20 protein-coding genes are annotated in these 26,269 nt (G+C 63.9%); 14 read left to right on the top strand and 6 right to left on the bottom strand.

Features of this window, described 5'->3' with window-relative positions; translation table 11 throughout:
* The first annotated feature begins 9 nt into the window (after nt 1–9).
* The 6 genes from ABSY17_RS17075 (at nt 10) to ABSY17_RS17050 (ending at nt 5,205) form a co-directional block, all read left to right on the top strand.
* Nucleotides 10–1,197 carry a glycine C-acetyltransferase gene (locus tag ABSY17_RS17075; protein WP_378943279.1) on the top strand — a complete coding sequence of 396 codons (1,188 nt, stop codon included), beginning with the start codon at nt 10–12 and terminating at the stop codon, nt 1,195–1,197.
* A gap of 53 nt (nt 1,198–1,250) precedes the next feature.
* Nucleotides 1,251–2,285, top strand: a complete 1,035-nt coding sequence (gene tdh / locus ABSY17_RS17070; protein WP_378943277.1) for an L-threonine 3-dehydrogenase — start codon at nt 1,251–1,253, stop codon at nt 2,283–2,285.
* A 199-nt stretch (nt 2,286–2,484) separates the two neighbouring features.
* Complete coding sequence (locus tag ABSY17_RS17065) at nt 2,485–2,895, top strand: HPP family protein (RefSeq protein ID WP_378943275.1); 411 nt, start codon at nt 2,485–2,487, stop codon at nt 2,893–2,895.
* A gap of 112 nt (nt 2,896–3,007) precedes the next feature.
* On the top strand, nt 3,008–3,910 hold the full coding sequence (locus ABSY17_RS17060) for an MBL fold metallo-hydrolase (RefSeq protein WP_378943273.1): 903 nt from the start codon (nt 3,008–3,010) through the stop codon (nt 3,908–3,910).
* A complete protein-coding gene (locus ABSY17_RS17055) occupies nt 3,891–4,643 on the top strand; it encodes a fumarylacetoacetate hydrolase family protein (protein ID WP_378943271.1) in 753 nt (250 codons plus the stop codon). Before ABSY17_RS17060 ends, ABSY17_RS17055 begins: the two co-directional genes overlap by 20 nt.
* Before the next feature lie 25 nt (nt 4,644–4,668).
* A complete protein-coding gene (locus ABSY17_RS17050; RefSeq protein ID WP_378943269.1) occupies nt 4,669–5,205 on the top strand; it encodes a DinB family protein in 537 nt (178 codons plus the stop codon).
* Between the two features lie 36 nt (nt 5,206–5,241).
* On the opposite strand, the gene ABSY17_RS17045 is transcribed toward ABSY17_RS17050, so the two are convergent.
* From ABSY17_RS17045 to aztA, 4 genes are all read right to left on the bottom strand, one after another.
* Nucleotides 5,242–5,580: a TIGR01244 family sulfur transferase gene (locus ABSY17_RS17045; protein ID WP_378952798.1), complete on the bottom strand. Its 339-nt coding sequence runs from the start codon at nt 5,578–5,580 to the stop codon at nt 5,242–5,244.
* A 114-nt stretch (nt 5,581–5,694) separates the two neighbouring features.
* Nucleotides 5,695–6,630 carry a zinc ABC transporter substrate-binding protein AztC gene (gene aztC, locus ABSY17_RS17040; RefSeq protein ID WP_378943267.1) on the bottom strand — a complete coding sequence of 312 codons (936 nt, stop codon included), beginning with the start codon at nt 6,628–6,630 and terminating at the stop codon, nt 5,695–5,697.
* A 30-nt stretch (nt 6,631–6,660) separates the two neighbouring features.
* Nucleotides 6,661–7,527, bottom strand: a complete 867-nt coding sequence (aztB, locus tag ABSY17_RS17035) for a zinc ABC transporter permease AztB (protein ID WP_378952795.1) — start codon at nt 7,525–7,527, stop codon at nt 6,661–6,663.
* Between the two features lie 8 nt (nt 7,528–7,535).
* Nucleotides 7,536–8,375, bottom strand: coding sequence for a zinc ABC transporter ATP-binding protein AztA (gene aztA / locus ABSY17_RS17030; protein ID WP_378943265.1), 840 nt, complete (start codon nt 8,373–8,375; stop codon nt 7,536–7,538).
* 208 nt (nt 8,376–8,583) lie between these two features.
* Here aztA and ABSY17_RS17025 point away from each other — a divergent pair, with 208 nt between their 5' ends.
* Entirely contained in the window at nt 8,584–8,928 is a 345-nt protein-coding gene (locus tag ABSY17_RS17025) for a RidA family protein (RefSeq protein ID WP_378943263.1), read from the top strand.
* Between the two features lie 23 nt (nt 8,929–8,951).
* On the opposite strand, the gene hutC is transcribed toward ABSY17_RS17025, so the two are convergent.
* Together hutC and ABSY17_RS17015 are read right to left on the bottom strand one after the other, a co-directional pair.
* The gene (gene hutC, locus ABSY17_RS17020) at nt 8,952–9,716 is read right to left on the bottom strand and encodes a histidine utilization repressor (protein ID WP_378943261.1); all 765 of its coding nucleotides are present in this window, start codon (nt 9,714–9,716) and stop codon (nt 8,952–8,954) included.
* Nucleotides 9,717–9,724: 8 nt separating this feature from the next.
* The gene (locus ABSY17_RS17015; RefSeq protein ID WP_378943258.1) at nt 9,725–11,080 is read right to left on the bottom strand and encodes a formimidoylglutamate deiminase; all 1,356 of its coding nucleotides are present in this window, start codon (nt 11,078–11,080) and stop codon (nt 9,725–9,727) included.
* Between the two features lie 94 nt (nt 11,081–11,174).
* Here ABSY17_RS17015 and hutI point away from each other — a divergent pair, with 94 nt between their 5' ends.
* From hutI to ABSY17_RS16980, 7 genes are all read left to right on the top strand, one after another.
* Entirely contained in the window at nt 11,175–12,410 is a 1,236-nt protein-coding gene (gene hutI / locus ABSY17_RS17010; RefSeq protein ID WP_378943256.1) for an imidazolonepropionase, read from the top strand.
* Nucleotides 12,407–13,951 (top strand): histidine ammonia-lyase, encoded by a 1,545-nt coding sequence (gene hutH / locus ABSY17_RS17005; protein WP_378943253.1) that lies wholly within the window; start codon nt 12,407–12,409, stop codon nt 13,949–13,951. The genes hutI and hutH overlap by 4 nt, the downstream gene beginning before the upstream one ends.
* Entirely contained in the window at nt 13,948–14,766 is an 819-nt protein-coding gene (gene hutG, locus ABSY17_RS17000) for an N-formylglutamate deformylase (RefSeq protein WP_378943250.1), read from the top strand. The genes hutH and hutG overlap by 4 nt, the downstream gene beginning before the upstream one ends.
* A gap of 25 nt (nt 14,767–14,791) precedes the next feature.
* On the top strand, nt 14,792–16,468 hold the full coding sequence (gene hutU / locus ABSY17_RS16995) for a urocanate hydratase (protein ID WP_378943248.1): 1,677 nt from the start codon (nt 14,792–14,794) through the stop codon (nt 16,466–16,468).
* Between the two features lie 3 nt (nt 16,469–16,471).
* Nucleotides 16,472–17,047, top strand: coding sequence for a HutD family protein (locus tag ABSY17_RS16990; protein ID WP_378943245.1), 576 nt, complete (start codon nt 16,472–16,474; stop codon nt 17,045–17,047).
* Nucleotides 17,048–17,162: 115 nt separating this feature from the next.
* Entirely contained in the window at nt 17,163–17,330 is a 168-nt protein-coding gene (locus ABSY17_RS16985; RefSeq protein ID WP_378943243.1) for a hypothetical protein, read from the top strand.
* Between the two features lie 307 nt (nt 17,331–17,637).
* Entirely contained in the window at nt 17,638–26,193 is an 8,556-nt protein-coding gene (locus tag ABSY17_RS16980) for a GH36-type glycosyl hydrolase domain-containing protein (RefSeq protein ID WP_378943240.1), read from the top strand.
* Nucleotides 26,194–26,269 lie beyond the last annotated feature (76 nt).

Raw genomic sequence — 26,269 nt, 5'->3', positions numbered from 1 at the left:
AAGCTGGCCATGAGCAACGCATTTTTGTCCCATCTGTCTGTGGAGCTCGAGGCGCTGAAGTCTGCGGGCCTCTACAAGTCCGAGCGTGTCATCACCTCGACCCAGTCGGCGAAGATCGAGGTCGGCGGCGACAAGGTCCTCAACTTCTGCGCCAACAACTATCTCGGTCTCGCCGACAGCCCCGACTTGCGCGAGGCCGCCAAGCAGGCGCTCGACCGCTACGGCTACGGCATGGCCTCGGTGCGCTTCATTTGCGGCACGCAGGAGGAGCACAAGGAACTGGAAGCCAAGCTGTCGGCATTTCTCGGCATGGAAGACACGATCCTCTATTCCTCCTGCTTCGACGCCAATGCCGGCCTGTTCGAAACGCTGCTTTCCGAGGAGGACGCCATCATCTCGGATGCGCTAAACCATGCCTCGATCATCGACGGCGTGCGTCTGTCCAAGGCAAAACGCTTTCGCTACGCCAACAACGACATGGCAGCCCTCGAAGAAGAACTGAAGAAGGCCGAAGGCAGCCGCTTCAAGCTCATCGCCACCGACGGCGTGTTCTCGATGGACGGCATCATCGCCAATCTCCAAGGGGTGTGCGACCTCGCCGAAAAATACGGTGCGATGGTGATGGTCGACGACAGCCATGCCGTGGGCTTTGTCGGTGCCCATGGCCGCGGCACATCAGAACATTGCGGCGTCGAAGGACGGGTCGACATTCTTACGGGCACGCTCGGCAAGGCGCTGGGCGGCGCCTCGGGCGGCTACACTTCGGCCAAGCGCGAAGTGGTCGATTGGCTGCGCCAGCGTTCGCGGCCCTACCTGTTCTCCAACACGCTCGCTCCTTGCATCGCCGGAGCCTCGATCAAGGTGCTGGACCTGATTGGCGAAGGCGGTGCCTTGCGCGAAAGGCTCTATGCCAATGCCGAGCGCTTCCGCGCGGGCATGAGCAAGCTCGGTTTTACGCTGGCCGGCGCCGACCATCCGATCATTCCCGTCATGCTGGGCGACGCAACACTCGCCCAGGAAATGGCGGCGCGGTTGCTGAAGCGCGGCATCTACGTCATCGGCTTCTCGTTCCCGGTGGTTCCCAAGGGCCAGGCGCGTATCCGCACGCAGATGTCGGCGGCGCATTCGCTGGCCGACATCGATCGCGCTGTAGCCGCATTTGGCGAAGTCGGCCGTGAACTCGGCGTCATTTCCTGAGCGGGTTGGGCGGCGAAAGCGATTCTGGATCAAGGGATTCGAAGGACAAGACAATGTCGAACATGATGCGCGCGCTGGTGAAGGCAAAGGCCGAACCGGGCATCTGGATGGAACAGGTGCCGATCCCCGAGATCGGTCCGAACGACGTGCTGATCAAGGTCCGCAAGTCGGCGATCTGCGGCACCGACGTCCACATCTACAACTGGGACCAGTGGGCGCAGAAGACCGTGCCCGTGCCGCTGGTCACCGGCCATGAATTCGTCGGCACGGTCGCCGATTTCGGCGCGGGCGTGAAGGATTACAAGGTCGGCCAGCGCGTGTCGGGCGAGGGGCATATCGTCTGCGGCCACTGCCGCAATTGCCGCGCCGGGCGCGGGCATCTGTGCCGCAATACGCTCGGCGTCGGCGTCAACCGCCCGGGTTCATTCGCCGAATATGTCGCGATCCCGCAGCACAATGTCGTGCCGATCCCTGATGACGTGCCGGACGAGATCGCGGCGATCTTCGACCCGCTCGGCAATGCGGTGCATACTGCACTGTCCTTCGATCTTGTCGGCGAGGACGTGCTGGTGACAGGTGCCGGGCCGATCGGCATCATGGGCGCGCTGGTGGCGCAGTGCGTCGGCGCCCGCAAGGTGGTCATCACCGACATCAACCCGACGCGGCTGGAACTGGCCAGGAAGCTCGGCGTGCATCACGTCGTCGATGCGTCCAAAGAAAAGCTGCGCGACGTCATGCGCGACGAGGGCATGACGGAGGGTTTCGACGTCGGGCTTGAAATGTCCGGCTCGGCGATTGCCTTCCGCGACATGATCGACAGCATGAACAATGGCGGCAAGATAGCGATCCTCGGCATCGCACCGACCGGCTTCGAGATCGACTGGAACAAGGTCATCTTCAAGATGCTGCATCTCAAGGGCATCTATGGCCGCGAGATGTTCGAGACCTGGTACAAGATGATTGCGCTGGTCCAGGGACCGCTGGACGTTACCGGCCTCATCACTCACCGGATCGGCATTGACGACTTCCAGGCCGGCTTCGACGCCATGCGCAGCGGCAGTTCCGGCAAGGTTGTCATGGATTGGTGACAGCGGGGAAGGTTTTCCCAACGATAGCTGGTTCTTTCGAACACATGCCGTTGCCTGACGGCACGGCAAGTTGCTATCGAGGCGGACCTTTCGCCGGGGAATAGCTTTGCGCCGCCATATTCGTACTCTTACCGCCCGCCATGAGCCTCGCGGACAGTTCCTCTCGCACCTCAAGTCGGGGTCGGGAGCGATCATTGGCATGTCGGCCGTCGGTGGGCTTGCCTCGGTCACCGGACTGCCGATGCTGATAGCACCGCTGGGGGCAACCGCGGTGCTGCTGTTCGGCCAGCCGGCAAGCCCGCTGGCGCAGCCCATCAACATTTTCGCCGGCTATTTCATCGCGACCCTGATCGGCGTCGGCGCGGCCATGGTTTTTCCGGGGTTGTGGGAAGTATCCGCAGTGGCAGTCGGCGTCGCGATCGCGCTGATGCTGATGTTCCGCGTCACCCATCCGCCGGCAGGCGCGATCCCGCTTGTCGCCACCGCATCGCCTTACCAGGGCGGTACGCTGTTCGTGGTCGTGCTGCTCGGCTGCATCAGCCTTTTCGTGCTGGCGCTGGTACATCACTGGATCCCGCCACGAGTGCAATATCCACGCCGCATCGACTGACGCTTTCAGCTTGCCTCGGCCTTTGCCGACACTCTACCTTGGCTCCCTCAAGGAGAGTTGGTCGAATGAGCAGCAACAGCACAGCCGCTGATCTAAAGCCGGGTGTACCACTATGAGCGACCGCCTCGTTCTGCTTGGCACCAAGGGCGGTCCGGCGATCCGGCCGGGCGGCCCGTGGCCGACCTCGACGCTGCTGGAACTCGGCGGGCGCACAATGGTCATCGATTGCGGGCTTGGCGTGACGCGTGGGCTGACCGACGCTGGCCTGAGCCTCAAGGCGCTCGATCTTGTTTTCGTGACGCATCCGCATTCCGACCATGTGCTCGAACTCGGGGCCCTGATCCACACGGCCTGGACGGCCGGCTTGGCCACGCCGGTCACAGTGTTCGGGCCAGCTGGCATGAATCGATACTGGCAGAGCTTCGTGCAAGCGCTTGAATTCGATATCGAAACCAGAATCGCCGACGAAGGGCGGCCTGATCTGCGCGAGATGGTCGAAATCGTGGAGTTTGGCGAAGGCGACGTGCTGCGGGACGCCGGGCTGAGCGTCACTGCGCTGCGCGTCGATCACCCGCCGGTGACCGATTGCTTCGCCTTGCGATTCGAGCACGCGGGCAGAAGCGTTGTCTTTTCGGCCGATACGGCCTTTTTCCCGCCGCTGGCCGAGTTTGCGCGGGGCGCCGGCATCCTGCTCCACGAAGCGATGCTGGAGCAGGGCGTCGAGCGCCTGGTGGCGCGTACCGGCAACGGCGCGCGGCTGCGGGAGCATCTGATGGCAAGCCACAGCCTGGCAGGCGAGGCCGGCACGATCGCGGCCCGTGCCGGCGTTGGCAGGCTGGTGCTCAACCACCTCATCCCGGCCGACGATCCCGAGATCGGCGAGACGGACTGGATCGAGGCTGTCAGGAAAACATGGTCTGGTCCCTTGACGATCGGCCACGACGGGCTTGTTGTGGCGATTGAGGGCGATAGCGCCCGCATTCGGGAGGATTGGCATGAAACTGGCGACACTTAAAAACGGTTCGCGTGACGGAAAACTGGTCGTCGTTTCACGCGACCTGACACGCTGTACCGACGCCTCTTTCCTGGCGCCCAACCTGCAGGCGGCGCTGGACGACTGGCATCGCATGTCCCCGCATCTCGCCGCACTGGCTGAATCGCTCGAACTTGGCTCGGTGCCGTCGTTGCGGTTCCATGAGCACGATGCCCTTGCGCCCTTGCCTCGCGTCTTTCAGCGCGTCGGCGGTGGCGACGCGCTTGCCGGCCCCCGCGAGCCGATCGAGCTTACCGGCAAGATGCGCGACGCCAAGGTCGAGGCATCAGTCGCCGTGATCGTCACGGATGTCGCCATGGCCGCTGCGGCTGAACATGCCAAGGCTGCAGTCGCCCTGATCGTATTGTCGGCTGATACCGTGCTGGACGATGGGCGTGCGGGAACCTCGGCGCTGTCGCCGGTAGCAGTCACGCCCGATGAATTGGGTGATGCCTGGGACGGCTCGGTGCATTTGTCGCTGCTTGCGGGGACGCGGAGCGTCGCCTCGACTGGCTGGGCGAGCTTTCCCAGACTGATCGCTGATGCAGCCGCGACACGGCCGCTTTCTGCCGGTGCAATCGTCAGGGGCGGTGTCGAGATGCTTGCGGTTTCGCTCGGCGAGACGGTTCGGATCGCAATGAAGGACCGGGCGGGCCACTCGATCTTCGGCGCTATCGAGCGCCAGGTCGGCCGTTTTGAGCCGCCGCTGCCCTGACAGGAGGCAACCGTGGGATGACGCCATGCACATGACGAGCCATTTTCGCCGCATGGCGCGGAACAACCTGTGGTCCAACGACCGGATCTACCGCGCCGTGACGGCTTTGCAGCCGGGAGAATTCGAGGCGGCGCGGACGAGTTTTTTTCCTTCGCTCAAGGCGACGCTGAACCATATCCTGTCGGTCGATCTCTATTATCTCGACATGATCGAGGAGGCCGGCGAGGGGCGAAAAATCTTCGAGCGTTTCATCGATTTCGAAGATGCCTCGGTGCTTGCCGGGGCGCAGGCGGAATTCGATCGCCGGCTGGTCGTTTGCTGCGACCGGCTGACGGAAGCCGATCTGGACAGGCAGGTCCTGTCGGATCGGGGCGAGGCGGGTCGAATTCCCGAACGGATCGGCGACGTGCTCGCGCACCTGCTAGTCCACCAGATCCACCATCGCGGCCAGGTGCACGCCATGCTGTCAGGCACGTCGGCCGCGCCGCCGCAACTGGACGAGTTCTTCCTCGACTACGATTTGCGTTTCCGCAGCGAGGAGGTCGAGCGGCTGGGGCTTTAGCTAAATCCAGGGCCAAGCCGCTCGGAGGATCGCCGATCAGCCCTTGGTCTGCTGGATCGCCATGTAGAGGTTGGTGCAGCGCGTGCCGGAACGGCAATAGGCGAGGACCGGGCTTTCCATCTCGTCGAGCGCTTCGGCCATGTCGGCAACGTTGTCGCCGGTCATCTGGCCGCTGATCACGGGGATGTAGCGGAAGGCGAGGCCGGCAGCCTCGACCGCCGCCTTGACGCTGTCGGCGGAGGGCTGGCCAGGCTGTTCGTTGTCCGGCCGGTTGCAGATGACGCTCTTGAAGCCGGCGGCCTTGATGGCGGCGACTTCTTCCGGCGTGATCTGGGGGGAGACGGAGTAGTCGTCGGTGATCTCTCGGTATTCCATGTTCGTCCTCGCAAGGTTGTCGGCCATGCGGCCGGTCGGCGCCAGTTCTGCCACTGTCGGAGCCGAGGGGCAACCGCCTGGTGGCCGCGGCTCAGCGATGCCAGGCCAAGAATTTCAGCCGGCGATATTCGCCCGCTTTATGGTCTCAATGTTGCTCTTCATCATGTCGATGTAGGTCGCGGCGGGACCGTCGGCCTTGGAAAGCGCGTCCGAATAGAGCGTGCCGCCGACCTTCACACCGGTTTCGGTGGAAATCTGCTCGATCAGGCGCGGATTGGTGATGTTCTCGACGAAGATGGCCGAAGCCTTGTCATCGCGGATCTGCTTGATGAGGGCCGCGACATCGGCGGCAGAGGCTTCGGCCTCGGTCGAAATGCCTTCAGGCGCGAGGAAGGTCAGGCCATAGGCATGTTCGAAATAGCCGAAGGCATCGTGCGAGGTGATGATCGTGCGTTTCTCCTCGGGGATACCGGCCACCGCAGCCTTCACTTCGGCATCCGCCGTGTCGAGCTTGGCGGTGTAGGCTTGGGTATTTGCCCTGTAGGTGTCGCAGCCGGCGGCATCGGCCGCGCAGAAGGCATCAGCGATGTTCTTCACATAGATTTTGGCGTTGGCGATCGACTGGAAGGCGTGGGGGTCGATATCGCCGTGATCGTGTCCGTCATCGGCCTCCTCGCCCTCGGCAGGATGCTCATGTTCCTCCTTCATCGTGAGCGTCTCGACGCCCTTGCTCACTTCGCTGACTGACGCCTTGGTCGCGCTCGCCTCGACAAGGCGCTGGAGGAAACCTTCGAACCGAAGGCCGTTGACCAGCACGACATTGGCCTTTGACATCTTCACCGCGTCGGCAGGCGAGGGCTCATAGACATGGGCATCGCCGTCGGGACCGACCAGCGTGGAAAGTTCGATACGGTCGCCGCCGACGTTCCGGGCGAAATCGCCGATGATCGAAAAGCTGGCCACCACCTTGAGCGGTTCAGCCGAGGCCGCGCCAAGGGAGGTAAATGTTATAACGCCCATCAGCGAGGCGAAGCCGATTGTCCTGAGCATGGGTCTCTCCGTGTCGAAATCTGAAGCGGTTCAGGCCGTGCGGTGGCGGTGGCGGCGCAGCTTGGTGTTGAAGACGCCGCGGGTGCCCATGAGGATGGAGGCGAGGTAGATCGCGCCTGCCGACAGGATGATCGCCGGTCCCGAGGGCAGGGAGGCGTGGTAGGAGATCAGCAGTCCGGAGATGCAGGATATCGCGCCGAATCCGAAGGCAAGCACGCACATCGGCTCGACCCGCGCCGTCCAGAAACGAGCGGCTGCTGCCGGTAGCATCATCAGCCCGACCGACAGCAACGTGCCGAGCGCCTGGAAGCCGCCGACCAGATTGAGCACGACAAGGCCAAGGAAGATGAAGTGCACCGGTGTACCAAGTCGGCTGACCGAGCGCAGGAACAGCGGGTCGAGGCATTCGGCGATCAGCGCGCGCCAGAAGATGGCGAGCGTTAGCAGTGTGATGCCCGAGATCAGCGCGATCAGCGTCAGCGCGTCGTCGTTGAGTGCCAGCACGGTACCGAACAGCACATGCATCAGGTCGACGCTTGAGCCGCGCAACGACACGATGAGCACGCCAAGCGCCAACGAAATCAGATAGAACGCCGCCATCGAGGCGTCCTCGCGCTGCACCGTGAAGCGCGATACGGCGCCCGCGCCGAGCGCCACGATGACGCCGGCGATCAGCCCGCCGATGGTCATCGGCACGATCTGCAGTCCGTAGAGCAGGAAGCCGGCGGCGGCGCCCGGCAGGATGGCGTGGGCCATGGCGTCGCCAGTCAGGCTCATGCGCCTGAGCATCAGGAACACGCCGACAGGGCAGGCGCCCAGAGCCAGTAGAAGCGAGCCGGCAAGTGCACGCTGCATGAAGCCGAATTCGACGAACGGGGCGATCAGGAAATCATACATGGTGCCGCTCACGCTGCCCTGGGGCCGGATTCATGGTCGGGGCGGTCGTGGATCTCGCCATGCTCGTGGTGGTGATGTTCGTCATGGACATGGCTGTGGGCGTGGGAATGCCCGTGATCGGGCTCGCACCATGGGGCGTCGTCGTGCCATGCCTCGTCAAAGCGGCGCGCCTTGGCGAGGTTCTGCGGGTGCAAGGTCTGGAGCGTCTCACCCCAGGCCACTGGCCGGCGCGCGAGCAGTAGCGTTCTCGGAAAATGCGCGCGCACCAGTTCGAGGTCGTGGGCCACCACCATCACCGTGCGCTTTTCGCCTTGCCAGTGCTTGATGAGGTCGATCAGGTCACCAACCGTCTTGGCGTCGACGGCATTGAACGGTTCGTCGAGCAGGATGACATCGGCATCCTGGAGGAGCACGCGGGCGAATAGCGCCCTTTGAAGCTGTCCGCCGGAGAGTGTGTCTATGGCGCGCTTCTCGAATCCTTCGAGCCCGACGGCCTTCAGCGCATGTCGGATCGCTTCCCGGTCCTCGCTTCTGTAGCGGCCCAGCAGACCGCGCTTCGGCCATAGGCCGAGCGAAACGAGATCGATGACGCGGGCGGGAAAGCTGCGGTCGAGTTCCGACTGCTGCGGTAGGTAGGCGATGCGCTTGCCCGGAGTGATTGTGCATGTCCCGGCCATCGGCTTCAGCACGCCGACAATGCCCTTCATCAGGGTGGATTTGCCTGACCCATTGGCGCCGACGACAGCCGTCAGCGAGCCGGTTTTGACCGCACCGCTCAGGTGATGCACCGCTGGGTGGCTGTTGTAGCCCAGCGTCAGATCCTTGAATGTCAGGCAGGCGTCGGTCATCTGTGGGTCTTGCTCAGGGTGGCAAAGCTGCCTTTTGGATATGTGATGTTATTACATTAGTCAACGCGCGTGGCCGGACAAAGTGATCGAATTGCGCAGGCAAGCGACGTGCTGCACGCTTGACCCACTGAAATTCACCGTTGCGGCCTTGCGCCGAAGTGCTGGCCAAATCTAAAGAGGGCTCCAACCCTAACGGAAGGAGACCATCATGAGCATTCGTCGTATCGATGTCGGCCCGCGCATGAGCCAGATCGTGATCCATAACAATACGGTCTACCTGGCCGGCCAGGTTGGCGCGCCGGGCGAAAGCGTCGCCGCGCAGACCAAGGCGATCCTCGCGGAGATCGACGCCCTGCTGGCCAAGGCTGGCACGGACAAGACCAAGATCCTTCAGGCAATCATCTGGCTGGACGACATGTCGACCTTCGCCGAAATGAACTCGGCCTGGGACGCCTGGGTGCCGCAGGGCAACACGCCTGCTCGTGCCACCGGTGAAGCCAAGCTGGCCTCGCCGGAATACAAGGTCGAGATCATCATCACGGCCGCAGCTTAACGGCTGCTACGGAACGGCCCGCTTCAACTGTCTGATGGCGTGAAGCGGGCCACCACTGCATGGGCGTTCGCCGGATAGGTGAAGTGTACATGCGTGACGGGGCGCTCGGCGCTCCACGTCCGCCGTTCGATGATCAGACAGGGCGCCCCGGACGGAAGGTTCAGCGCGGCCGCAATCTCCGTATCGGCAGCCATTGCCCGGATCACATGCTCGGCCGAGCTCCACGGCACCCGACCGATTAGCCAGGGCCCCGGTGCGGTCTCCACGAACCCTTCGGCCGCTGCTTCCGGCACGGCGGCGAGGTTGATCAGCCGGTCTTCGACGCAGAATGGCCGCGCGCCGGCGTGGTGGCGACACCTGAGCGCAAGGATCTGGCCAGATACGTCAGGCCCCAGCCTTTCGCGGTCTGCAGTATTTGCGCGGCGCCTGGCGTGCGCAATCAACTCGTAGCGATAGGGCAGTCCGAGTGCCTCGACCTCGGCGCGGATGTCATGGATTTCCAGAACCGCCGCCTGTGATTGTGGCCGACGCACGAAACTGCCGGACCTCCGTCGCCGCTCGATCAGTCCCGACTTTGCCAACTGCGACAGCGCCTTGTTCACGGTCATGCGCGAACAGCCATATTGCTCCGTCAGCTCATGTTCGAAGGGAATGCGGTAGCCTGGCTCCCATTCGCCCGAGATGATGCGGTCCCTGATGTCGGTGAGGATGCGCTGGTAGAGCGACGTCGATGCGTCGGCGCCGCCAGCTTCCTCTCCCCTCGCCATTTCCGCAATCGAATCAGCCATCGTCTCGCCTATGCCGCCGCGAGCTCCATCATCACGGCGCGGAACCGTGCCGCAATAGCGTCGCGACGGAAATGTGCGCCGCCCGACACGACCTTGCGGCCGCGCGTCCACGCGCAGTCGACACCGGTGCCACGTGCAAAAATCCAGGCGTCGAGGATGGCATCGCCGCTCTTGCCGGCAAGCGTCGGATGATCAGGGTCGAGAGATACCAGATCGGCCGCCCGCCCTTGCACGATGCCGGCTGGTCCGGCGCCGAGCGCCTGCGCGCCGCCTTCGAGCGCGCGCTCGAACAGGGCGCGGCCGGTCGATTGACCAGGAGTGGCCAGAACGTTGCGGGCGCGGTGCGCCAGCCGTTGCGAATATTCGAGCATGCGCAACTCGTCGGCGACACCGATCTCGATATTGGAGTCCGTGCCGATGCCGAACCTGCCGCCATGTTCGACGAATTGTGGTGCCGAAAAGACGCCGTCGCCGAGATTGGCTTCGGTGATCGGGCACAGGCCGGCGACCGCTCCGGTGCGGGCCATGGCGATGGTTTCCGCTTCGGTCATGTGGGTGGCGTGGATCAGGCACCAGCGCTTGTCGACATCGGCGTGGCGCAGCAGCCACTCGACCGGGCGCGCACCTGACCAGGCGACGCAGTCCTCCACTTCCTTGACCTGTTCGGCGATGTGGATGTGGATCGGACCTGATGTCATTGCTGTCACGGCAGACAGTTCTTGTGGGGTGACCGCGCGCAGGCTGTGGGGTGCGACCCCCAGCATCGCCCCATCGATTGCTTCAAGTGCCTCACCGCTCTTCTCAAAAAGCCTCGCGAAGCGATTCGCATCGTTGATGAATCGCCGCTGGCCGTCATTGGCGGGCGCACCGCCGAAACCGGAATGCGCGTAGAATACGGGCAGCAGCGTGAGATTGATGCCGGTCAGGACGGAGGCGGCGGCAATGCGCTCGGCCATCTCGGCGATGTTGGCGTAGGGGCTGCCGTCGCGGTCGTGGTGGAGATAATGGAACTCCCCGACGCGGCAGAAGCCGGCCTCCAGCATCTCGACATAGAGCTGGGCGGCCACCGCCTCGACCTGTTCCGGCGTCATGGCGAGCGCAAAGCGATACATCGTCTCGCGCCAGGACCAGAAGCTGTCGGATGACGGGCCGCGAACCTCGGCCAGCCCTGCCATGCCGCGCTGAAAGGCGTGGCTGTGCAGGTTGGGCATTCCCGGAAGGATGATCGAATGGCGCTCGTCGCCCGGCTGGGCGGACGTCTTGGTTTCCACCGCACCGATGCGGCCGCCTTCAAGTGTCAGCCTGACATTGCGTTGCCAGCCTCCGGCCAGAAGTGCCTGCTCGGCAAAGATCGTCGCCGCCATGTTTCCTCGCCCCTTTTGCCCGCAGCGCGCCGGCACTTGCATCGCTCGTTAATATGTATATACATAATTGCGGTTGGAGGAAATCGAAAAGATCATGGCTGGCGATCAGACTGCAGGATCGGCGAGGGTGCGTATCTGGCGCAACGCGCGGCTGGCGACGCTCGCCCAGGGCTTGCCCGGGCTCGGCGTTGTCGAGCATGGAGCGGTCGCCGCGCGCGATGGTCGCATCGCATTTTCTGGTGCTGAAGCTGACCTGCCTGCGGGACTCGAGGCGGGCGCCGAGATCGTCGATTGCGAGGGGCGCTGGATCACGCCGGGTCTCATCGACTGTCACACCCATCTCGTCCATGCGGGCAATCGCGCCAACGAATTCCAGATGCGGCTTGCCGGTGCGACCTACGAAGAGGTGGCGCGGGCAGGGGGCGGCATTGTCTCGTCGGTCAAGGCGCTGCGGGCGGCGAGCGAGGCCGAACTGGTCGCTCAGACGTTGCCGCGGCTCGATGCGCTGATCGCCGAAGGGGTGACCACGGTCGAGATCAAGTCGGGCTATGGGCTCGATGTGGCGAACGAAGCCAAGTCCCTGCGCGCCGCGCGCCAGCTTGGCGAACTGCGGCCGGTGACGGTGCGCACGACGTTCCTTGGGGCGCATGCGCTGCCGCCGGAAGCCAAGGGCGACAAGGACGCCTATATCGACCTCGTCGCCGGTCCGATGATGGAGACCGTTGCCAATGCGGGGCTTGCGGACGCCGTCGACGGCTTCTGCGAGGGCATCGCCTTCTCGCCCGAGCAGATGGCGCGCGTCTTCAATGCGGCCAGAAAGCACGGCCTGCCGGTGAAGCTGCACGCCGATCAGCTTTCCGATCTTGGCGGCGCGGCCTTGGCCGCGAGCTACGGCGCATTCTCGGCCGATCATCTTGAATACGCCAGCGAGGCAGGCGTTCGCGCAATGGCCGAGGCGGGCACCGTCGCCGTCGTCCTGCCGGGCGCCTACTATTTCATCCGCGAAGCCAGGAAGCCGCCGATCGGGCTGTTCCGCCGGGATGGTGTCAGGATGGCGGTCGCCACCGACAACAATCCCGGCACCTCGCCGCTGACCTCGCTTCTTCTGGCCATGAACATGGCGGCTACCCTGTTTTCCATGACCGTCGAAGAGTGCATCGCCGGCGTCACCCGCGAGGCGGCGCGTGCGCTTGGCCTGCAGGCCGAAACCGGAACGCTCGAAGCAGGCAAATGGGCCGACCTCGCCATCTGGGACATCGAGAGCCCGGCCGAACTTGTCTATCGCATGGGGTTCAACCCGCTCCATGCCCGCATCTGGAGGGGAAATTGAGCACGCTTGTTTTGAAGCCGGGCGAGGCCACGCTTGCCGATTGGCGCGCCATTTATCACGGCGCCGTACCTGAACTCGACCCGGCATGCTGGCCGAAGATCAGGGCCAGCGCGGAGACGGTGGCGCGGATCGTCGCCAAGGGTGAGCCGGTTTACGGTATCAACACCGGCTTCGGGAAGCTGGCCAGCGTTCGCATTCCGACCGCCGACCTCGAAACCCTGCAGCGCAACATCGTGCTCTCCCATGCCGCAGGTGTCGGCGAGGCGATGCCGGTGGCGGTGGCGCGGCTGATGATGGCGTTGAAGCTTGCGAGTCTGGCGCAGGGTGCCTCGGGCGTGCGCGCTGAGACCATCGAGCTTTTGCAGGCGATGCTCGCCAGGGACGTCATTCCGATGGTGCCCGCGCAAGGGTCGGTCGGCGCCTCGGGCGACCTCGCGCCGCTGTCGCATATGACCGCAACCATGATCGGCGTCGGCGAATGCCACACCCCACACGGCATCGTGCCGGCCAAGGTCGCCTTTGTCACCCACGAGTTGCAACCCATCACGCTGGGCGCCAAGGAAGGGTTGGCGCTGCTCAACGGCACGCAGTTTTCGACCGCCTACGCGCTGGCCGCCCTGTTCGAGGCTGAAAATCTGTACCAGTCGGCGCTGGTCACCGGCGCGCTGTCGACCGACGCTGCCAAGGGCTCGGACGCGCCGTTCGATCCGCGTATTCACCTCTTGAGGAAGCATCGCGGCCAGATCGAGACGGCCGATGCCTTGCGCAATCTGATGATCGGCAGCGCCATCCGCGAGAGCCACCGCGTCGGCGACGAACGCGTGCAGGACCCTTATTGCCTGCGCTGCCAGCCGCAGGTGATGGGCGCCGCACTTGCCCTGCTGCGCCAGGCAGCCGACACGCTCGGCACCGAAGCCAACGGCGTCACCGACAATCCGCTGATCTTCGCCGAGGATGATACCGCGCTGTCCGGCGGCAATTTCCACGCCGAGCCGGTGGCCTTCGCCGCCGACATGATCGCGCTTGCCGTCTGCGAGATCGGCTCGCTCTCCGAGCGCCGCATCGCCATGCTGGTCGATCCAGCACTTTCCGGCATGCCGGCCTTCCTGACGCCGAAGCCGGGGCTGAATTCCGGCTTCATGATCCCGCAGGTCACGGCCGCCGCTCTCGTTTCCGAAAACAAGCAGAAAGCCTATCCGGCATCCGTCGATTCGATCCCCACCTCGGCCAACCAGGAAGACCATGTCTCGATGGCCGCGCACGGTGCGCGCCGGCTTATGCCGATGATCGAAAACGCCTGCGGCGTGCTCGGCATCGAATTGCTGGCCGCCGCCCAGGGCTGCGACTTCCACGCGCCGCTCAATTCGAGTGCCGCGCTGGAGGCGGTGCGAAGGCTTGTGCGTGCAAAGGTGCCGCATCTCGATGACGACCGCCATTTTCATCCGGACATGGAAAAGGCGATCGCCTTGGTTCGCCGCGGCGCAGTCGTCCGGGTCGTCGAGGGGGTCGACCTGCCGGCTATTGCGGGGCAACAGGCATGAGCGACGCTCCATGGCTGACGGTCAGGCGGGGCACAGCGCCGCTTGTGGTCAGCATTCCGCATACCGGAACCGAACTTGCCGGGCTGGACGAGCGTTTCGTCTCGCCATGGCTGGCGCGGCGCGACACCGACTGGTGGATCGAAAAGCTCTATGATTTCGCTGAGGATTTGGATGCGACTGTGGTGCGCACCGCGATCTCGCGCTCGATCATCGACGTCAACCGCGATCCCTCGGGCGCCTCGCTCTATCCCGGCCGGGCGACCACGGAGCTGTGTCCGACCATCACTTTCGACGGTGACCCGCTCTACAAGCCAGGACAGGCGCCTGATGCGAGCGAAGTTGCCGCTCGGCGGGCGGCCTGGTTCGACCCTTATCACGCCGCCCTGGAAGCGGAAATCGTACGGTTGCGGGCGCTTCATCCGAAGATCGTGCTCTACGACTGCCACTCGATCCGTTCGACCCTGCCGCTGCTGTTCGACGGACAATTGCCTGTGTTCAACCTTGGCACCAATGGCGGCAAGAGCACCGACCCTGTCTTGCAGGAGAACGTTGTGGCGATCATGGCCGCCACCGGCTGGTCGTGGGTGCTCGACGGCCGCTTCAAGGGCGGCTGGATCACCCGCCATCATGGTCGTCCCGCCGACGGCGTCCATGCGTTGCAGATGGAACTCGCTAATCGCGGCTACATCCGCGAACCTGAAGGCAAGGGCGTTCAGTCGAACTGGCCGGTTCCCTACGACCGCGATTTCGCGGCACCGATGCGGGCGACGCTGACAGACATCTTCAAGGCCGCGCTCGCTTGGGCGGGCAGCTGATACCCATTCCTAGGGAGGTTTCCGCATGACCCAACATACCCGCATCGACAATTCGCGAATCATTCGCGCGGCCACCGGCACCGAGCTTTCTGCCAAGAGCTGGCTCACCGAAGCGCCGCTGCGCATGCTGATGAACAATCTTGACCCGATGGTCGCCGAAAAGCCGGGCGAACTGGTCGTCTATGGCGGCATCGGCCGTGCGGCGCGCGACTGGGAGAGTTTCGACCGCATTGTCGCAGCACTCAGGAAGCTCGAGGCCGACGAGACGCTTCTGGTGCAGTCGGGCAAGCCGGTCGGCGTGTTCCGCACCCACAAGGACGCGCCGCGCGTGCTGCTTGCCAACTCCAATCTCGTGCCGCACTGGGCGACTTGGGACCATTTCAATGCCCTCGATAAGAAGGGCCTGATGATGTACGGCCAGATGACCGCCGGGTCGTGGATCTATATCGGCAGCCAGGGCATCGTTCAGGGCACCTACGAGACCTTCGTCGAGATGGGTCGCCAGCACTATGGCGGCGATCTTTCCGGCCGCTGGATCCTGACCGCCGGGCTTGGCGGGATGGGGGGCGCACAGCCGCTGGCCGCCACCATGGCCGGTGCCTCGTGCCTCGCTATCGAATGCCAGCCAAGCCGCATCGAGATGCGCCTGAAGACCGGCTATGTCGACGTGCAGGCCAAGGATCTGGACGACGCGCTGGCGATCATCGACCGCGCCGGCAGGGACAAAAAAGCGATTTCGGTAGCCCTTCTCGGTAATGCCGCCGACATCTTCCCTGAATTGGTCAAGCGAGGCGTCAGGCCGGATGCGGTGACCGACCAGACCTCGGCGCATGACCCGGTCAACGGCTATCTGCCCAAGGGGTGGGCCGTTGCCGAATGGGAGGAAAAGCGCGAGCGCGATCCGAAGGCCGTTGAAAAGGCGGCCCGCGCCTCGATGGCGGTGCAGGTCCAGGCGATGCTCGACTTCCACAAGATGGGCATCCCGACCGTCGACTACGGCAACAACATCCGCCAGATGGCGCTGGAGGAAGGGGTCGAAAACGCCTTCGATTTCCCCGGCTTCGTGCCCGCCTACATTCGCCCGCTATTCTGCCGTGGCATCGGCCCGTTCCGCTGGGCAGCGCTCTCGGGCGATCCGGAGGACATCTACAAGACCGACGCGAAGGTCAAGGAACTGACGCCCGGCAACAAGCACCTGCACAACTGGCTCGACATGGCCGCCAAGCGTATCCATTTCCAGGGCCTGCCGGCGCGCATCTGCTGGGTCGGACTGGGCGACCGCCACCGCCTCGGCCTCGCCTTCAACGAAATGGTTGCAAAGGGCGAACTGAAGGCTCCCGTCGTCATAGGCCGGGATCATCTCGACTCCGGCTCGGTCGCGTCGCCCAACCGCGAGACCGAAGCCATGAAGGACGGCTCGGATGCCGTGTCCGACTGGCCGCTGCTCAACGCGCTGCTCAACACCGCCTCGGGGGCGACCTGGGTGTCGCTGCATCATGGCGGCGGCGTCGGCATGGGCTTCTCGCAGCATTCGGGCATGGTTATCGTCTGCGACGGCACCGACGATGCGGCGCGTCGGCTGGAGCGCGTCTTGTGGAACGATCCGGCAACCGGCGTCATGCGCCATGCCGATGCCGGCTACGACATCGCCATCGATTGTGCCAAGGAGCACGGCCTCAACCTGCCTGCTATCCTGGGCTGAACGATGCGCGTCATCCGTCATGCCGATTGCCGCCCGATGCCGTGGAAGAACGGCGGCGGCGTGACCACCGAAATCCTCGCCTGGCCGCCAGCGGCCGGGCTGGATGACTTCGACTGGCGCATCAGTATGGCGCAGGTGGCGGCCGGCGGGCCGTTCTCTGTCTTTGCCGGCATCGACCGTACACTGACTGTGCTGGCCGGGAGCATGCGGCTCGCGGCAGGCGATGCGCCCACGGTCGAGCTTTCACCGCTTTCGCAGCCATATGCGTTCCCAGGCGACGCCATCACCGAAGCGTCGCTGATCCACGGACAGGTTGTCGATTTCAACGTCATGACCCTGCGTGGGCGCTTCAGTCACTCGGTCGTAAAGCTGCAATTCTCCGACCCAGCCGAGATTGAACTGGAAGAGGGTGTCAGCCTGGTCTTTTCTGTGTCAGGCACTACCCGCGTTCACAGCGGAGGCAAGAGCGTCGCACTCGCGGCGCTGGACACGCTGGTTGCAGATGACGGTGCTTCGGTATTGCGATTCGAGCCAGACGAGCCGGTTGCTCTCTTGCTCGTCTCAATTCGAGGCCAATAGCCGGCCAATCTACAAATTCGTCGTGACATCCGGGCGGAACTGACGAACTATCTTCGAAAGGGGAGGGTATGTCTGGTCCGCGACGGATTTCGCGCGGCGATTTGGAGAATGTGCCATGGACACCTGCACGACCGGCAAATTCATCGGCATCGTTGCAACCGGACTTATCATCGACGACGGCGAGGTGGCCGAGGCCTGCATTGCCAAATTTCCCAACGATTTCATGGCAGATTGCCATACCCTCGTTGTCGGGGGCGGCACTGTCTTGCCGCGTCGACAATGACCGGCCAGGCTGCGGAAGGAACCTGGAACGGACAGGCAGCAGGACCCCGCCCGAAATAGGGTGAAATTTGTCTGGGCGAACACGAAAAAGCCTGAATCCTTGCGTTCCGATCTTTTCGCGGCACTGCTATGAGGCGCGGGCGGCATAGGCTGTGACGACGCCATATTTTCACTCAATGGTGGTGCCAGAGCGATCCCTCGACCTGTTGTGTTGCCATGCAACCAATTCTTGTTTGAAACGGTTTTATGCGGCGGGTCCGCGACACTGCGAGGTGGCGCGGACCTTCCGTGAAACGGAAATGCTGTAAATGAATATTCAGACCGACCCACGCAGGATCACGGACGCAGAGGCGAACTTCCCCGCTGTTGCGGAGCAGCCGATCAGGGCAGCCGTTCTGCATGAGGATCGTATGCGCGCGGTTGGCGTAAGCCTGGCGCGCAGGGAACTCGCCTCGCTGTTCGGCCTGGAGGCATTCGACTTTCATGCCCGCATCCGCGAGAGCGCCAAGAAGATCCTGCAGGTCTATCGCGACACGAACGCAGCACAGGGCAGGGGGGAGCCGATCACGCCGTCTGCGCAGTGGCTGCTCGACAACAACTATCTGGTCGAACAGACCATCTATCAGATCAAGCGCGACCTGCCGCGCCGCTTCTATCGCGAATTGCCGACCATTGAGATTGCTCCCGGTCAATCTGTGCCGCGCGCGCTCGCCATCGCCTGGGTCTATGTCGCGCATTCCGATAGCACCGTTTCGGCGCAGATGTTCAAGGCGATCGTCGAGGGCTACCAGTCCATCGAGCCGCTGCAGATCGGTGAGCTGTGGGCGCTTCCGTCCTTGCTGCGCTTCGTATTGGTGGAAAACCTGCGCCGCCTCGCCGTGCGGGTCAAACGCTCGCGCGACATGCGCCAGATCGCCAATGACGTCGCCGATCGGCTGCAATTGGTGCAGGAGCAGGATGACGGCCTCGCGTTGCTGAGGGCCTATGCCGCCCATGCACGCGACGCGACCTTTGCGACACAACTGCTCTATCGCTTGCGCGACGGTTCGCAAAATGCCGGCAAGGCATTGATCTGGCTTGAAAGCGAACTCGAGAAATCGGGCAGCGACGCCGAAGAGATCATCATCGGCGAACACGTCACGCTGTCGAGCGGCAACGTCACCACCGGCAACATCATCCGTGGTCTGCGGCTGATCGACGACCAGGACTGGACGGTCTGGTTCGAGGATGTAAGTCGCGTCGATCTGTTGCTGCGCGAGCGTACCAATTATGGCGCTCTCGACTTCGCCTCGCGCGATCAGTATCGCCGGGCGATCGAGGAACTGGCCCGCCATTCGGACCTGTCGGAATACCAGGTCGCAGAACGCGCGACCGATTTTGCGGTGGCGGATAGGCCTGCTCCGGCCGAAGCACGCGCCGATATGCAACAGGATTGCTCGGACGTCGGCTTCTTCCTCGTCGGCCCGCGCCGAGCGGAACTCGAACAGGCAATCGGCTATCGTCCGACCATCGGCCGCATCATCAACCGGGCCTTCCGCAAGACCAACTGGCTGGGCATAGCGCTGCCGGTGTTTGCCCTGACAGTGCTCCTGCTGTTCCTTGCCGGCAATGCGCTGGCCGCGCTCGGTTTGTCCGCCGGCGCCATCACGCTGATGCTGGTGCTGTTCTCGGTTCCGGCAAGCGAGGGCGCGCTCGCCTTCTTCAATACCATCGTGCTGAAGTTTCTCGAGCCGACCCGACTTGTCGGGTACGAATTCAAGGACGGCGTGCCGGTGGAAGCCCGCACGCTGGTCGTGGTGCCGTCGCTGATCGGCTCGCGCGACGATGTCGACGAGAATATCCGCAACCTCGAAGTGCACCACCTCGCCAACATGTCCGGCGATATCTATTTCGCCCTGCTGTCGGATTGGCCCGACAGCCAGACTGAGCTTTCGAGCGGCGACCGCGAAATCTACGAATATGCCCGCCGCGAAATCGCACGCCTCAATCAACGCTACCCGAAGGACGATTCGCCGCGCTTCTATATCCTGCATCGCCGTCGGCTCTACAATCCGGCGCAGGGCTGCTGGATGGGTTGGGAGCGCAAGCGTGGCAAGCTGCACGAACTGGATCTGCTGTTGCGCGGCGACGGTGATACCACGTTCATGCCCACTGACGTACCGCTGCCGGAGAACGTCGTTCACGTCATGACGCTGGACGCCGACACGCGCATGACGCGCGGCGTGGTCACCAAGCTTGTCGGCAAGATGTGCCACCCGCTCAACAAGCCGGAGTTCGATGCCGAGCGTCGGGTCGTAACCGCGGGTTATGCGATCCTGCAGCCGCGCGTGACGCCGTCGCTGACGACAGGCGACGAAGCCTCGTTCTTCCAGCGCGTGTTCTCGGCCAATCGCGGTCTCGACCCATACGTCTTCGCCGTCTCCGACCTCTACCAGGACGTATTCGGCGAGGGTACTTTCACCGGCAAGGGCCTTTACCATGTCGACGCGATGGAGGCTGCCCTCAAGGGGCGGATCGCCGAAAACACCGTGCTCAGCCACGACTTGCTCGAAGGCGCGCTCGCCCGCTCGGCGCTGGTGACCGATGTCGAGGTTGTGGAGGACTACCCGACACGCTATTCGGTCGATGCGTCGCGCCAGCATCGCTGGGCGCGCGGCGACTGGCAGTTGCTCGGCTTCATCCTCGACCCGAAATCCGGCGTGCCGGCGCTGTCGCGCTGGAAGATGATCGACAACCTCAGGCGTTCGCTGACCCCGATCTTCTGGGTCATGGCGGCGATTGCCGGCTGGACGCTTTTGCCTTTCACCCAGGCCGCGCAGTGGCAGGCGCTGCTGATCCTCACCCTGTTCATGGCGCCGACCTTCGACATTGTCGACGCCATCCTGCCCAAGAACCGCGATGCTACCGCCCGCGGCCACTTCAGCGCGCTGGCCCGCGACCTGGCATTCGGCACGGCCATGGTCGCGCTCAAGGTCGTGTTGATGGCGCATCTTGCCTGGATGATGGGCGACGCCATCATTCGCACGCTCTATCGCCTGTTCGTCAGCCGCAAGAACCTGCTCGAGTGGCGCACCGCCTCGCAGGCGGCCAAATCGGGCGGAAACGACCTCCTTGCCTACTATCGCATGATGTATGGCGCGGTGATCATCGCGGTCGTCGGGCTCGTGCTGCCGGTGATGACGGATTCGACCGGCGCTTTCGTCGCCTTTGCCTTCGCCATCTTCTGGGCCGGCTCGCCAGCCTTCGCCTGGCTCATCAGCCGCTCGGCCGAGACCGAGGATCGGCTGCATGTCGCCCCGTCCGACATCTACACGCTGCGCACGGTCGCGCGCCGCACTTGGCACTACTTCGAGACTTTCGTCACGGAGGGACAACACCACCTGCCGCCGGACAATTTCCAGGAAAATCCTACCGGCGTCATCGCCAATCGCACCTCGCCGACCAACATCGGTGTTTACCTTTTGTCGGTCGTTTCCGCGCGCGACTTCGGCTGGATCAGCCTTGCGGATGCTGTCGGTCGCATCGAGCGGACCGTCTCGACCATCGAGAAGATGGAGCGCTTCCGGGGCCATCTCTATAACTGGTATGACACGACGACCCTGCGCCCGCTCTACCCGCTCTATGTCTCGAGCGTCGACAGCGGCAACCTGGCCGGCCATCTCGTCGCCGTGGCCGCTGCTTGTTCCGAGTGGGCCGAGGCGCCGTCGGTGCATTTGCAGGGCGACTTTGAAGGCATTCTCGACATCGTTGCCATCATCGAGGAGAGCGTTGCCGAATTGCCTGACGACCGCAGGCAGTTGCGGCCGCTGCGCCAGCGCTTGATCGACCGTGTCGACGGCATGCGCCGGGCGGTGGAAACTATCAAGTCGCAGCCGGAAATGGCTTCGATCCGCACCATCAATCTGGCGGTGCTGTCGGGCGAGATCCGCAAGCTAGCTGGCGCCATCCACACCGAGGCCGCTTCGACCAAGAGCGATCTGCTGGCAGACTGGGCGAAGACGCTGGAGGCCACTTGCGAGGCGCATGTGCACGACGCGCACGCCGACGATCACGCGGTCGCGGTACTGCGCACCAAGCTCGTCGAACTGCGCGAGCGCGCGCGAAAATTCGCCTTCGAGATGAATTTCACGTTCCTCATGCGCAACGAGCGCAAGCTGTTGTCCATCGGCTACCGGGTCGAAGAGCACCAGTTGGATGAGAGCTGCTACGACCTGTTGGCTTCCGAGGCACGGCTGACCAGCCTGTTTGCCATCGCCAAGGGCGACGTTCCGACCGAACATTGGTTCAGGCTTGGCCGCCCGATCGTCGAGATCGGTTTCCAGGGCGCGCTGATGTCGTGGTCAGGCTCGATGTTCGAGTATCTGATGCCGCCGCTGGTCATGAAGGAGCCGCAAGGCGGCATCCTCAACCAGACCAACAAGCTCATCGTCCGCCGCCAGATCCAGTACGGCCGCTCCAAGGGCATTCCGTGGGGTGTCTCCGAGTCGGCCTACAATGGCCGCGACCGCGAGCTGACCTATCAATACACCAATTTCGGCGTCCCGGGTCTCGGCCTCAAACGCGGCCTCGGGCAGAACACCGTCATTGCGCCCTATGCGACGGTGCTTGCGGCTCAGTTCATGCCAAGCGAAGCGACGTCGAACCTGCGGCGTCTGCGCAAGCTCGGTGCGCTCGGCCGCTACGGCTATTACGACGCGGTCGACTACACCCCCCAGCGCGTGCCGGAAGGGGCTGACCATGCTGTGGTCTACAACTACATGGCCCACCATCAGGGCATGTCGATCGTGGCCATCGCCAATGCCATCTTCGAAGGCCGGATGCGCGACCGCTTCCACAGCGACCAGGTGATCGAAGCGGCAGAACTGCTGCTGCAGGAGAAGGCGCCGCGTGACATACCGGTCGCCACCGTGCGCACCGAAGTCGACGAGCACACCAAGGACGAGACGGCCGATCACAGCGCCGACACGCGCCTGGTGCTCAATCCGATGCGGGCGCTGCGCTCCACCAACCTGATGTCGAACGGGCGCTACTCGGTGATGGTCACTGCCACCGGCTCCGGCTACAGCCGCTGGAACGAGATGGCGATCACGCGCTGGCAGCCCGACCCGACCGAAGACAGGATGGGAACCTACCTGTTCCTGCGCGACACTGAGACGGGCGATTGGTGGTCTGCGACCGCCGAGCCCAAGCGCGCCACCGGCGAGCAGGTGCAGACCATTTTCTGCGATGACAAGGCGACCTTCGTGAAGACGGTGGGCACGCTTCGCAGCGAGGTCGAGTGCATTGTCGTCTCCGAAGGCAATGGCGAGGCGCGCAAGATCGTCATCTGGAACGATGCGGCGGTAGACCGCCATATCGAAGTTACATCCTTCGCGGAACTGGTGCTTGCGCCCGAGGCCGCCGACAACGCCCATCCGGCTTTCTCGAAGATGTTCGTGGAGACCGAGATTTCCCAAAATGGCAGCGCCATCCTGGCGACGCGCCGCACACGATCGCCCAATGAGCCGCAGGTGGTGGCGGCCCACTTCGTCACCGATCCGTCTGGCCTCGTGCGTGACACCGAGGCCGAGACTGATCGCCGCGCCTTCATCGGCCGAGGCCGCACCATTGCCGATCCGGCGGCCTTCGATCCGGGCGCCAGGCTCACCGGCAGCGCCGGTTTCACGCTCGACCCGGTGGCGGCCATTCGACGCCGCGTCCGTGTTCCGGCCAACAAGAAGGTTTCTCTGACCTTCTGGACGGTCGTCGGCTCGACCCGCGAGGAAGTCGAGGAAACCGTGGCCAGGCTTGACCACCCCGAGGGATTTCCACGGCAGGCGATGCTGTCATGGACGCGCTCGCAGGTTCAGACGCGGCATCTCGGTCTCAGTCTCGCCGATGCAGCCAACGTCCAGAAGCTGGCCCGCTATCTGATTTATCCGGATCCGTTCCTGCGGCTTTCGGCGGATGCGATTGCGTCCGGGCTCGGCCGACAGTCGGCGCTGTGGCCGATGGCGATCTCGGGTGATTTCCCGATCCTGGCGGTCCGTATCGGCGACATCGCCGACATCGAAGTCATCGCCCAGGTGCTGCGTTTCCAGGAATACATGCGTGCCCGCGGTCTGCTCGCCGATCTCGTCATCATCAACGAACAGGCATCGTCCTATGTCCAGGACCTCCAGCAGGCCATCGAGGCACTTTGCGAAAACAGCCGCCTGCGCGGCAAGGAACTCGGGCCACGGCAGCATATCTTTGCCGTGCGCCGGGATCTGATGGACGAGGATTCCTACAGGACGTTGCTGGCCGTGGCCCGCGTTTGCCTGCATACGCGCAACGGCACCATCTTCGATCAGATCGAGCGCGCGGAAGCGGCGGCTCTTCTGGCACGTGATGCGCTTGCTTCCGCTCAGGCGCCGGCCAATCCGGTGCCGCAAGTGCTGCAGACCTCGCCGTCGCGCGCCCTTCGCAAGAACAGCGGAGAGGGGTTGGCCTACTGGAACGGCTTCGGTGGCTTCGATGCCGGCGGTCGCGAATATGTGGTGCGCCTCAATGGCACCCGCGCCACGCCGCAGCCATGGATCAACGTCGTGGCAAACTCCGCCTTCGGCTTCCACAGTTCCGCCGAAGGGGCGGCTTTCACCTGGAGCCGCAACAGCCGCGACTACCAGTTGACGCCATGGACCAACGATCCGGTGACCAATCGGCCGGGCGAGGCAATCTACATCTTCGATCGCGCCAGTGGTCGGACGCATTCGCCCATTGCGGCGGTGGCGCGAGATGCCGGCGCCACCTATGAGGCACGCCATGGCCAGGGCTTTTCGACCTTCCGTTCCAAACGCGGCTCGCTGGCGACCGAGCTGACCCATCTGGTCGATCCGGTGGATCCGGTCCGAGTTTCTCGCTTGCGGATCGAGAACTCCGGTGCGGTTCCGGCAAAGCTCCGGGTCTATGCCTATGCCGAGTGGGTTCTGGGCAACAGCCGTGCCAAGACGGGGCCCAACATCGTGTCCTCCGTTGACGCCGCTACGGGCGCGCTGTTGGCCCGCAACACCTACGGGCTCGATTTCGGCGAGCGCGTGGCCTTCATGGCATTGGACGGCAAGGCCGGGTCGGTGACCGCCGACCGCCACGAGTTCATCGGTACCGGCGGTACCGTCGAGTTGCCTCACGCGGTGATGCTCGGTGCCGACCTGACTGGTCGTGTCGAGGCAGGTGTCGACCCGTGCGCGGCGATCGCCCGCGATGTCGAGGTGCCCGCCGGCGGCGCGATATCGTTGATCTGGCTGCTCGGTGATGCAGATTCGGGCGAGGCGGCGAGTGGGCTGGTGGCGCGCCACCTTAAGGTCGATTTCGACCAGAGGCTCGCCGAAAACGAGGCCAACTGGCGTTCCTTCCTCGGCACGATCGAGGTGGAGACGCCGGACAAGGCGCTCGACGCGATGGTCAACAACTGGCTGCCCTACCAGAGCCTTGCCTGCCGCATCCGAGCGCGTTCGGCCTTTTACCAGGCAAGCGGTGCTTTCGGATTCCGCGACCAGCTCCAGGATACGCTGGCGCTTCTGCTGCATGACCCGAGGCTTGCCCGCGAGCAGATCCTGAATGCCGCTGGCCGGCAATTCGCGGAAGGCGATGTGCAGCATTGGTGGCTGCCACGCACGGGTGCCGGGGTACGCACCATGATCTCCGACGACGTGGTCTGGCTGGCCGGCGCCACGGCGCGCTACATCACCGTCACAGGCGATTCGGCGATCCTCGGCGAGCATCTGCCCTTCATCGAAGGTCAGGCGCTCAGTCCCGGCGAACATGACGCCTTCTTCACCCCTGAGGTATCCAAGAAGAAGGCGTCGCTTTACGAGCACTGCGCCCGGGCGCTCGACCTCGCCATCAAGCGGACGGCCCGAAACGGCCTGCCGCTCATCCTCGGCGGTGATTGGAACGATGGCATGAACCGCGTCGGCGAAGGCGGCAAGGGCGACAGCGTATGGCTGGGCTGGTTCCTGCTGCGGACACTGAACCAGTTCGTGCCTCTGGCCAAGGCCGAGGGCGATTCCAAGCGGGCCACCGCTTGGGACAAGCACGCCAATGCGCTCAAGCGGGCGTTGGAAAATGCTGCCTGGGACGGCGAGTGGTATCGTCGCGGCAGCTTCGACGACGGCACGCCGCTCGGCTCGCGCAATTCGGACGAATGCAAGATCGATTCGATCGCGCAATCGTGGAGCGTGTTGTCGGGAGAGGGCGATCCGGCCCGTTCGCGCACTGCCATGCAGCAGGCGACGAATTTGCTGGTCGACGACGAGCTTGGTGTCATCAAGCTGTTTACGCCGCCCTTCTACGCAACGGAGAAGGACCCCGGCTACATCAAGGCCTATCCGCCGGGTGTCCGCGAGAACGGCGGCCAGTACACGCATGCGGCCACGTGGTTCGTCATCGCATTGGCCGAGATGGGACAGGTCGATGAGGCTTATCGCTGCTTGTCGATGCTCAACCCGGTCAACCACGCGCTCGACGAGAAGGCGGCTGAGATTTATCGCGTCGAGCCTTATGTCGTGGCTGCGGATGTCTACGCCGACCCCTCCAAGGCGGGACGCGGTGGCTGGACCTGGTACACCGGCTCGGCGGGCTGGCTCTATCGGGCGGCAGTCGAGACCATCCTTGGCATAAGCCGGCGCGGCGACCGAATCGTCGTTTCTCCGGCCATTCCGAGCCATTGGGAAGGCTATTCGGCGACGCTGCGTTTGGGCGGAGCCATCTACAGGTTGCGTGTGGTCAGAGACAAATCCGCTAAGGCTGCCAAGGCCGAGGTCGATGGCGTCAAGAGCAAGGACGCATCTTTTGCCATGTGCGAAAGCGGCGAGATTGAGGTCACAATCCGCATACCAGGATAGGGCATCGGCGGCACGCGTGCGTGCCGCCGATGACCGTCATCATTTCGCCGTAAGACTGCCTTTTTTCGTTAGTTCT

The sequence above is a fragment of the Mesorhizobium sp. ANAO-SY3R2 genome (genome assembly GCF_042466635.1).
In the GTDB taxonomy this organism is placed as follows: Bacteria; Pseudomonadota; Alphaproteobacteria; order Rhizobiales; family Rhizobiaceae; genus Aminobacter.
This window is presented reverse-complemented; position numbering and strand designations above follow the sequence as displayed.

What these genes read in the sequence shown, in the direction of transcription:
- ABSY17_RS17050 (WP_378943269.1), top strand. Translation starts at nt 4,669, where the DNA reads ATGCACATGACGAGCCATTTTCGCCGCATGGCGCGGAACAACCTGTGG.
- ABSY17_RS17025 (WP_378943263.1), top strand. Translation starts at nt 8,584, where the DNA reads ATGAGCATTCGTCGTATCGATGTCGGCCCGCGCATGAGCCAGATCGTG.
- ABSY17_RS16980 (WP_378943240.1), top strand. Translation starts at nt 17,638, where the DNA reads ATGAATATTCAGACCGACCCACGCAGGATCACGGACGCAGAGGCGAAC.
- hutI (WP_378943256.1), top strand. Translation starts at nt 11,175, where the DNA reads ATGGCTGGCGATCAGACTGCAGGATCGGCGAGGGTGCGTATCTGGCGC.
- ABSY17_RS17055 (WP_378943271.1), top strand. Translation starts at nt 3,891, where the DNA reads ATGAAACTGGCGACACTTAAAAACGGTTCGCGTGACGGAAAACTGGTC.
- hutU (WP_378943248.1), top strand. Translation starts at nt 14,792, where the DNA reads ATGACCCAACATACCCGCATCGACAATTCGCGAATCATTCGCGCGGCC.
- ABSY17_RS17065 (WP_378943275.1), top strand. Translation starts at nt 2,485, where the DNA reads ATGTCGGCCGTCGGTGGGCTTGCCTCGGTCACCGGACTGCCGATGCTG.
- aztA (WP_378943265.1), bottom strand. Translation starts at nt 8,375, where the DNA reads ATGACCGACGCCTGCCTGACATTCAAGGATCTGACGCTGGGCTACAAC.
- ABSY17_RS17015 (WP_378943258.1), bottom strand. Translation starts at nt 11,080, where the DNA reads ATGGCGGCGACGATCTTTGCCGAGCAGGCACTTCTGGCCGGAGGCTGG.
- hutG (WP_378943250.1), top strand. Translation starts at nt 13,948, where the DNA reads ATGAGCGACGCTCCATGGCTGACGGTCAGGCGGGGCACAGCGCCGCTT.
- ABSY17_RS17045 (WP_378952798.1), bottom strand. Translation starts at nt 5,580, where the DNA reads ATGGAATACCGAGAGATCACCGACGACTACTCCGTCTCCCCCCAGATC.
- ABSY17_RS17075 (WP_378943279.1), top strand. Translation starts at nt 10, where the DNA reads ATGAGCAACGCATTTTTGTCCCATCTGTCTGTGGAGCTCGAGGCGCTG.
- ABSY17_RS16990 (WP_378943245.1), top strand. Translation starts at nt 16,472, where the DNA reads ATGCGCGTCATCCGTCATGCCGATTGCCGCCCGATGCCGTGGAAGAAC.
- ABSY17_RS16985 (WP_378943243.1), top strand. Translation starts at nt 17,163, where the DNA reads ATGGACACCTGCACGACCGGCAAATTCATCGGCATCGTTGCAACCGGA.
- ABSY17_RS17060 (WP_378943273.1), top strand. Translation starts at nt 3,008, where the DNA reads ATGAGCGACCGCCTCGTTCTGCTTGGCACCAAGGGCGGTCCGGCGATC.
- aztB (WP_378952795.1), bottom strand. Translation starts at nt 7,527, where the DNA reads ATGTATGATTTCCTGATCGCCCCGTTCGTCGAATTCGGCTTCATGCAG.
- tdh (WP_378943277.1), top strand. Translation starts at nt 1,251, where the DNA reads ATGTCGAACATGATGCGCGCGCTGGTGAAGGCAAAGGCCGAACCGGGC.
- hutC (WP_378943261.1), bottom strand. Translation starts at nt 9,716, where the DNA reads ATGGCTGATTCGATTGCGGAAATGGCGAGGGGAGAGGAAGCTGGCGGC.
- aztC (WP_378943267.1), bottom strand. Translation starts at nt 6,630, where the DNA reads ATGCTCAGGACAATCGGCTTCGCCTCGCTGATGGGCGTTATAACATTT.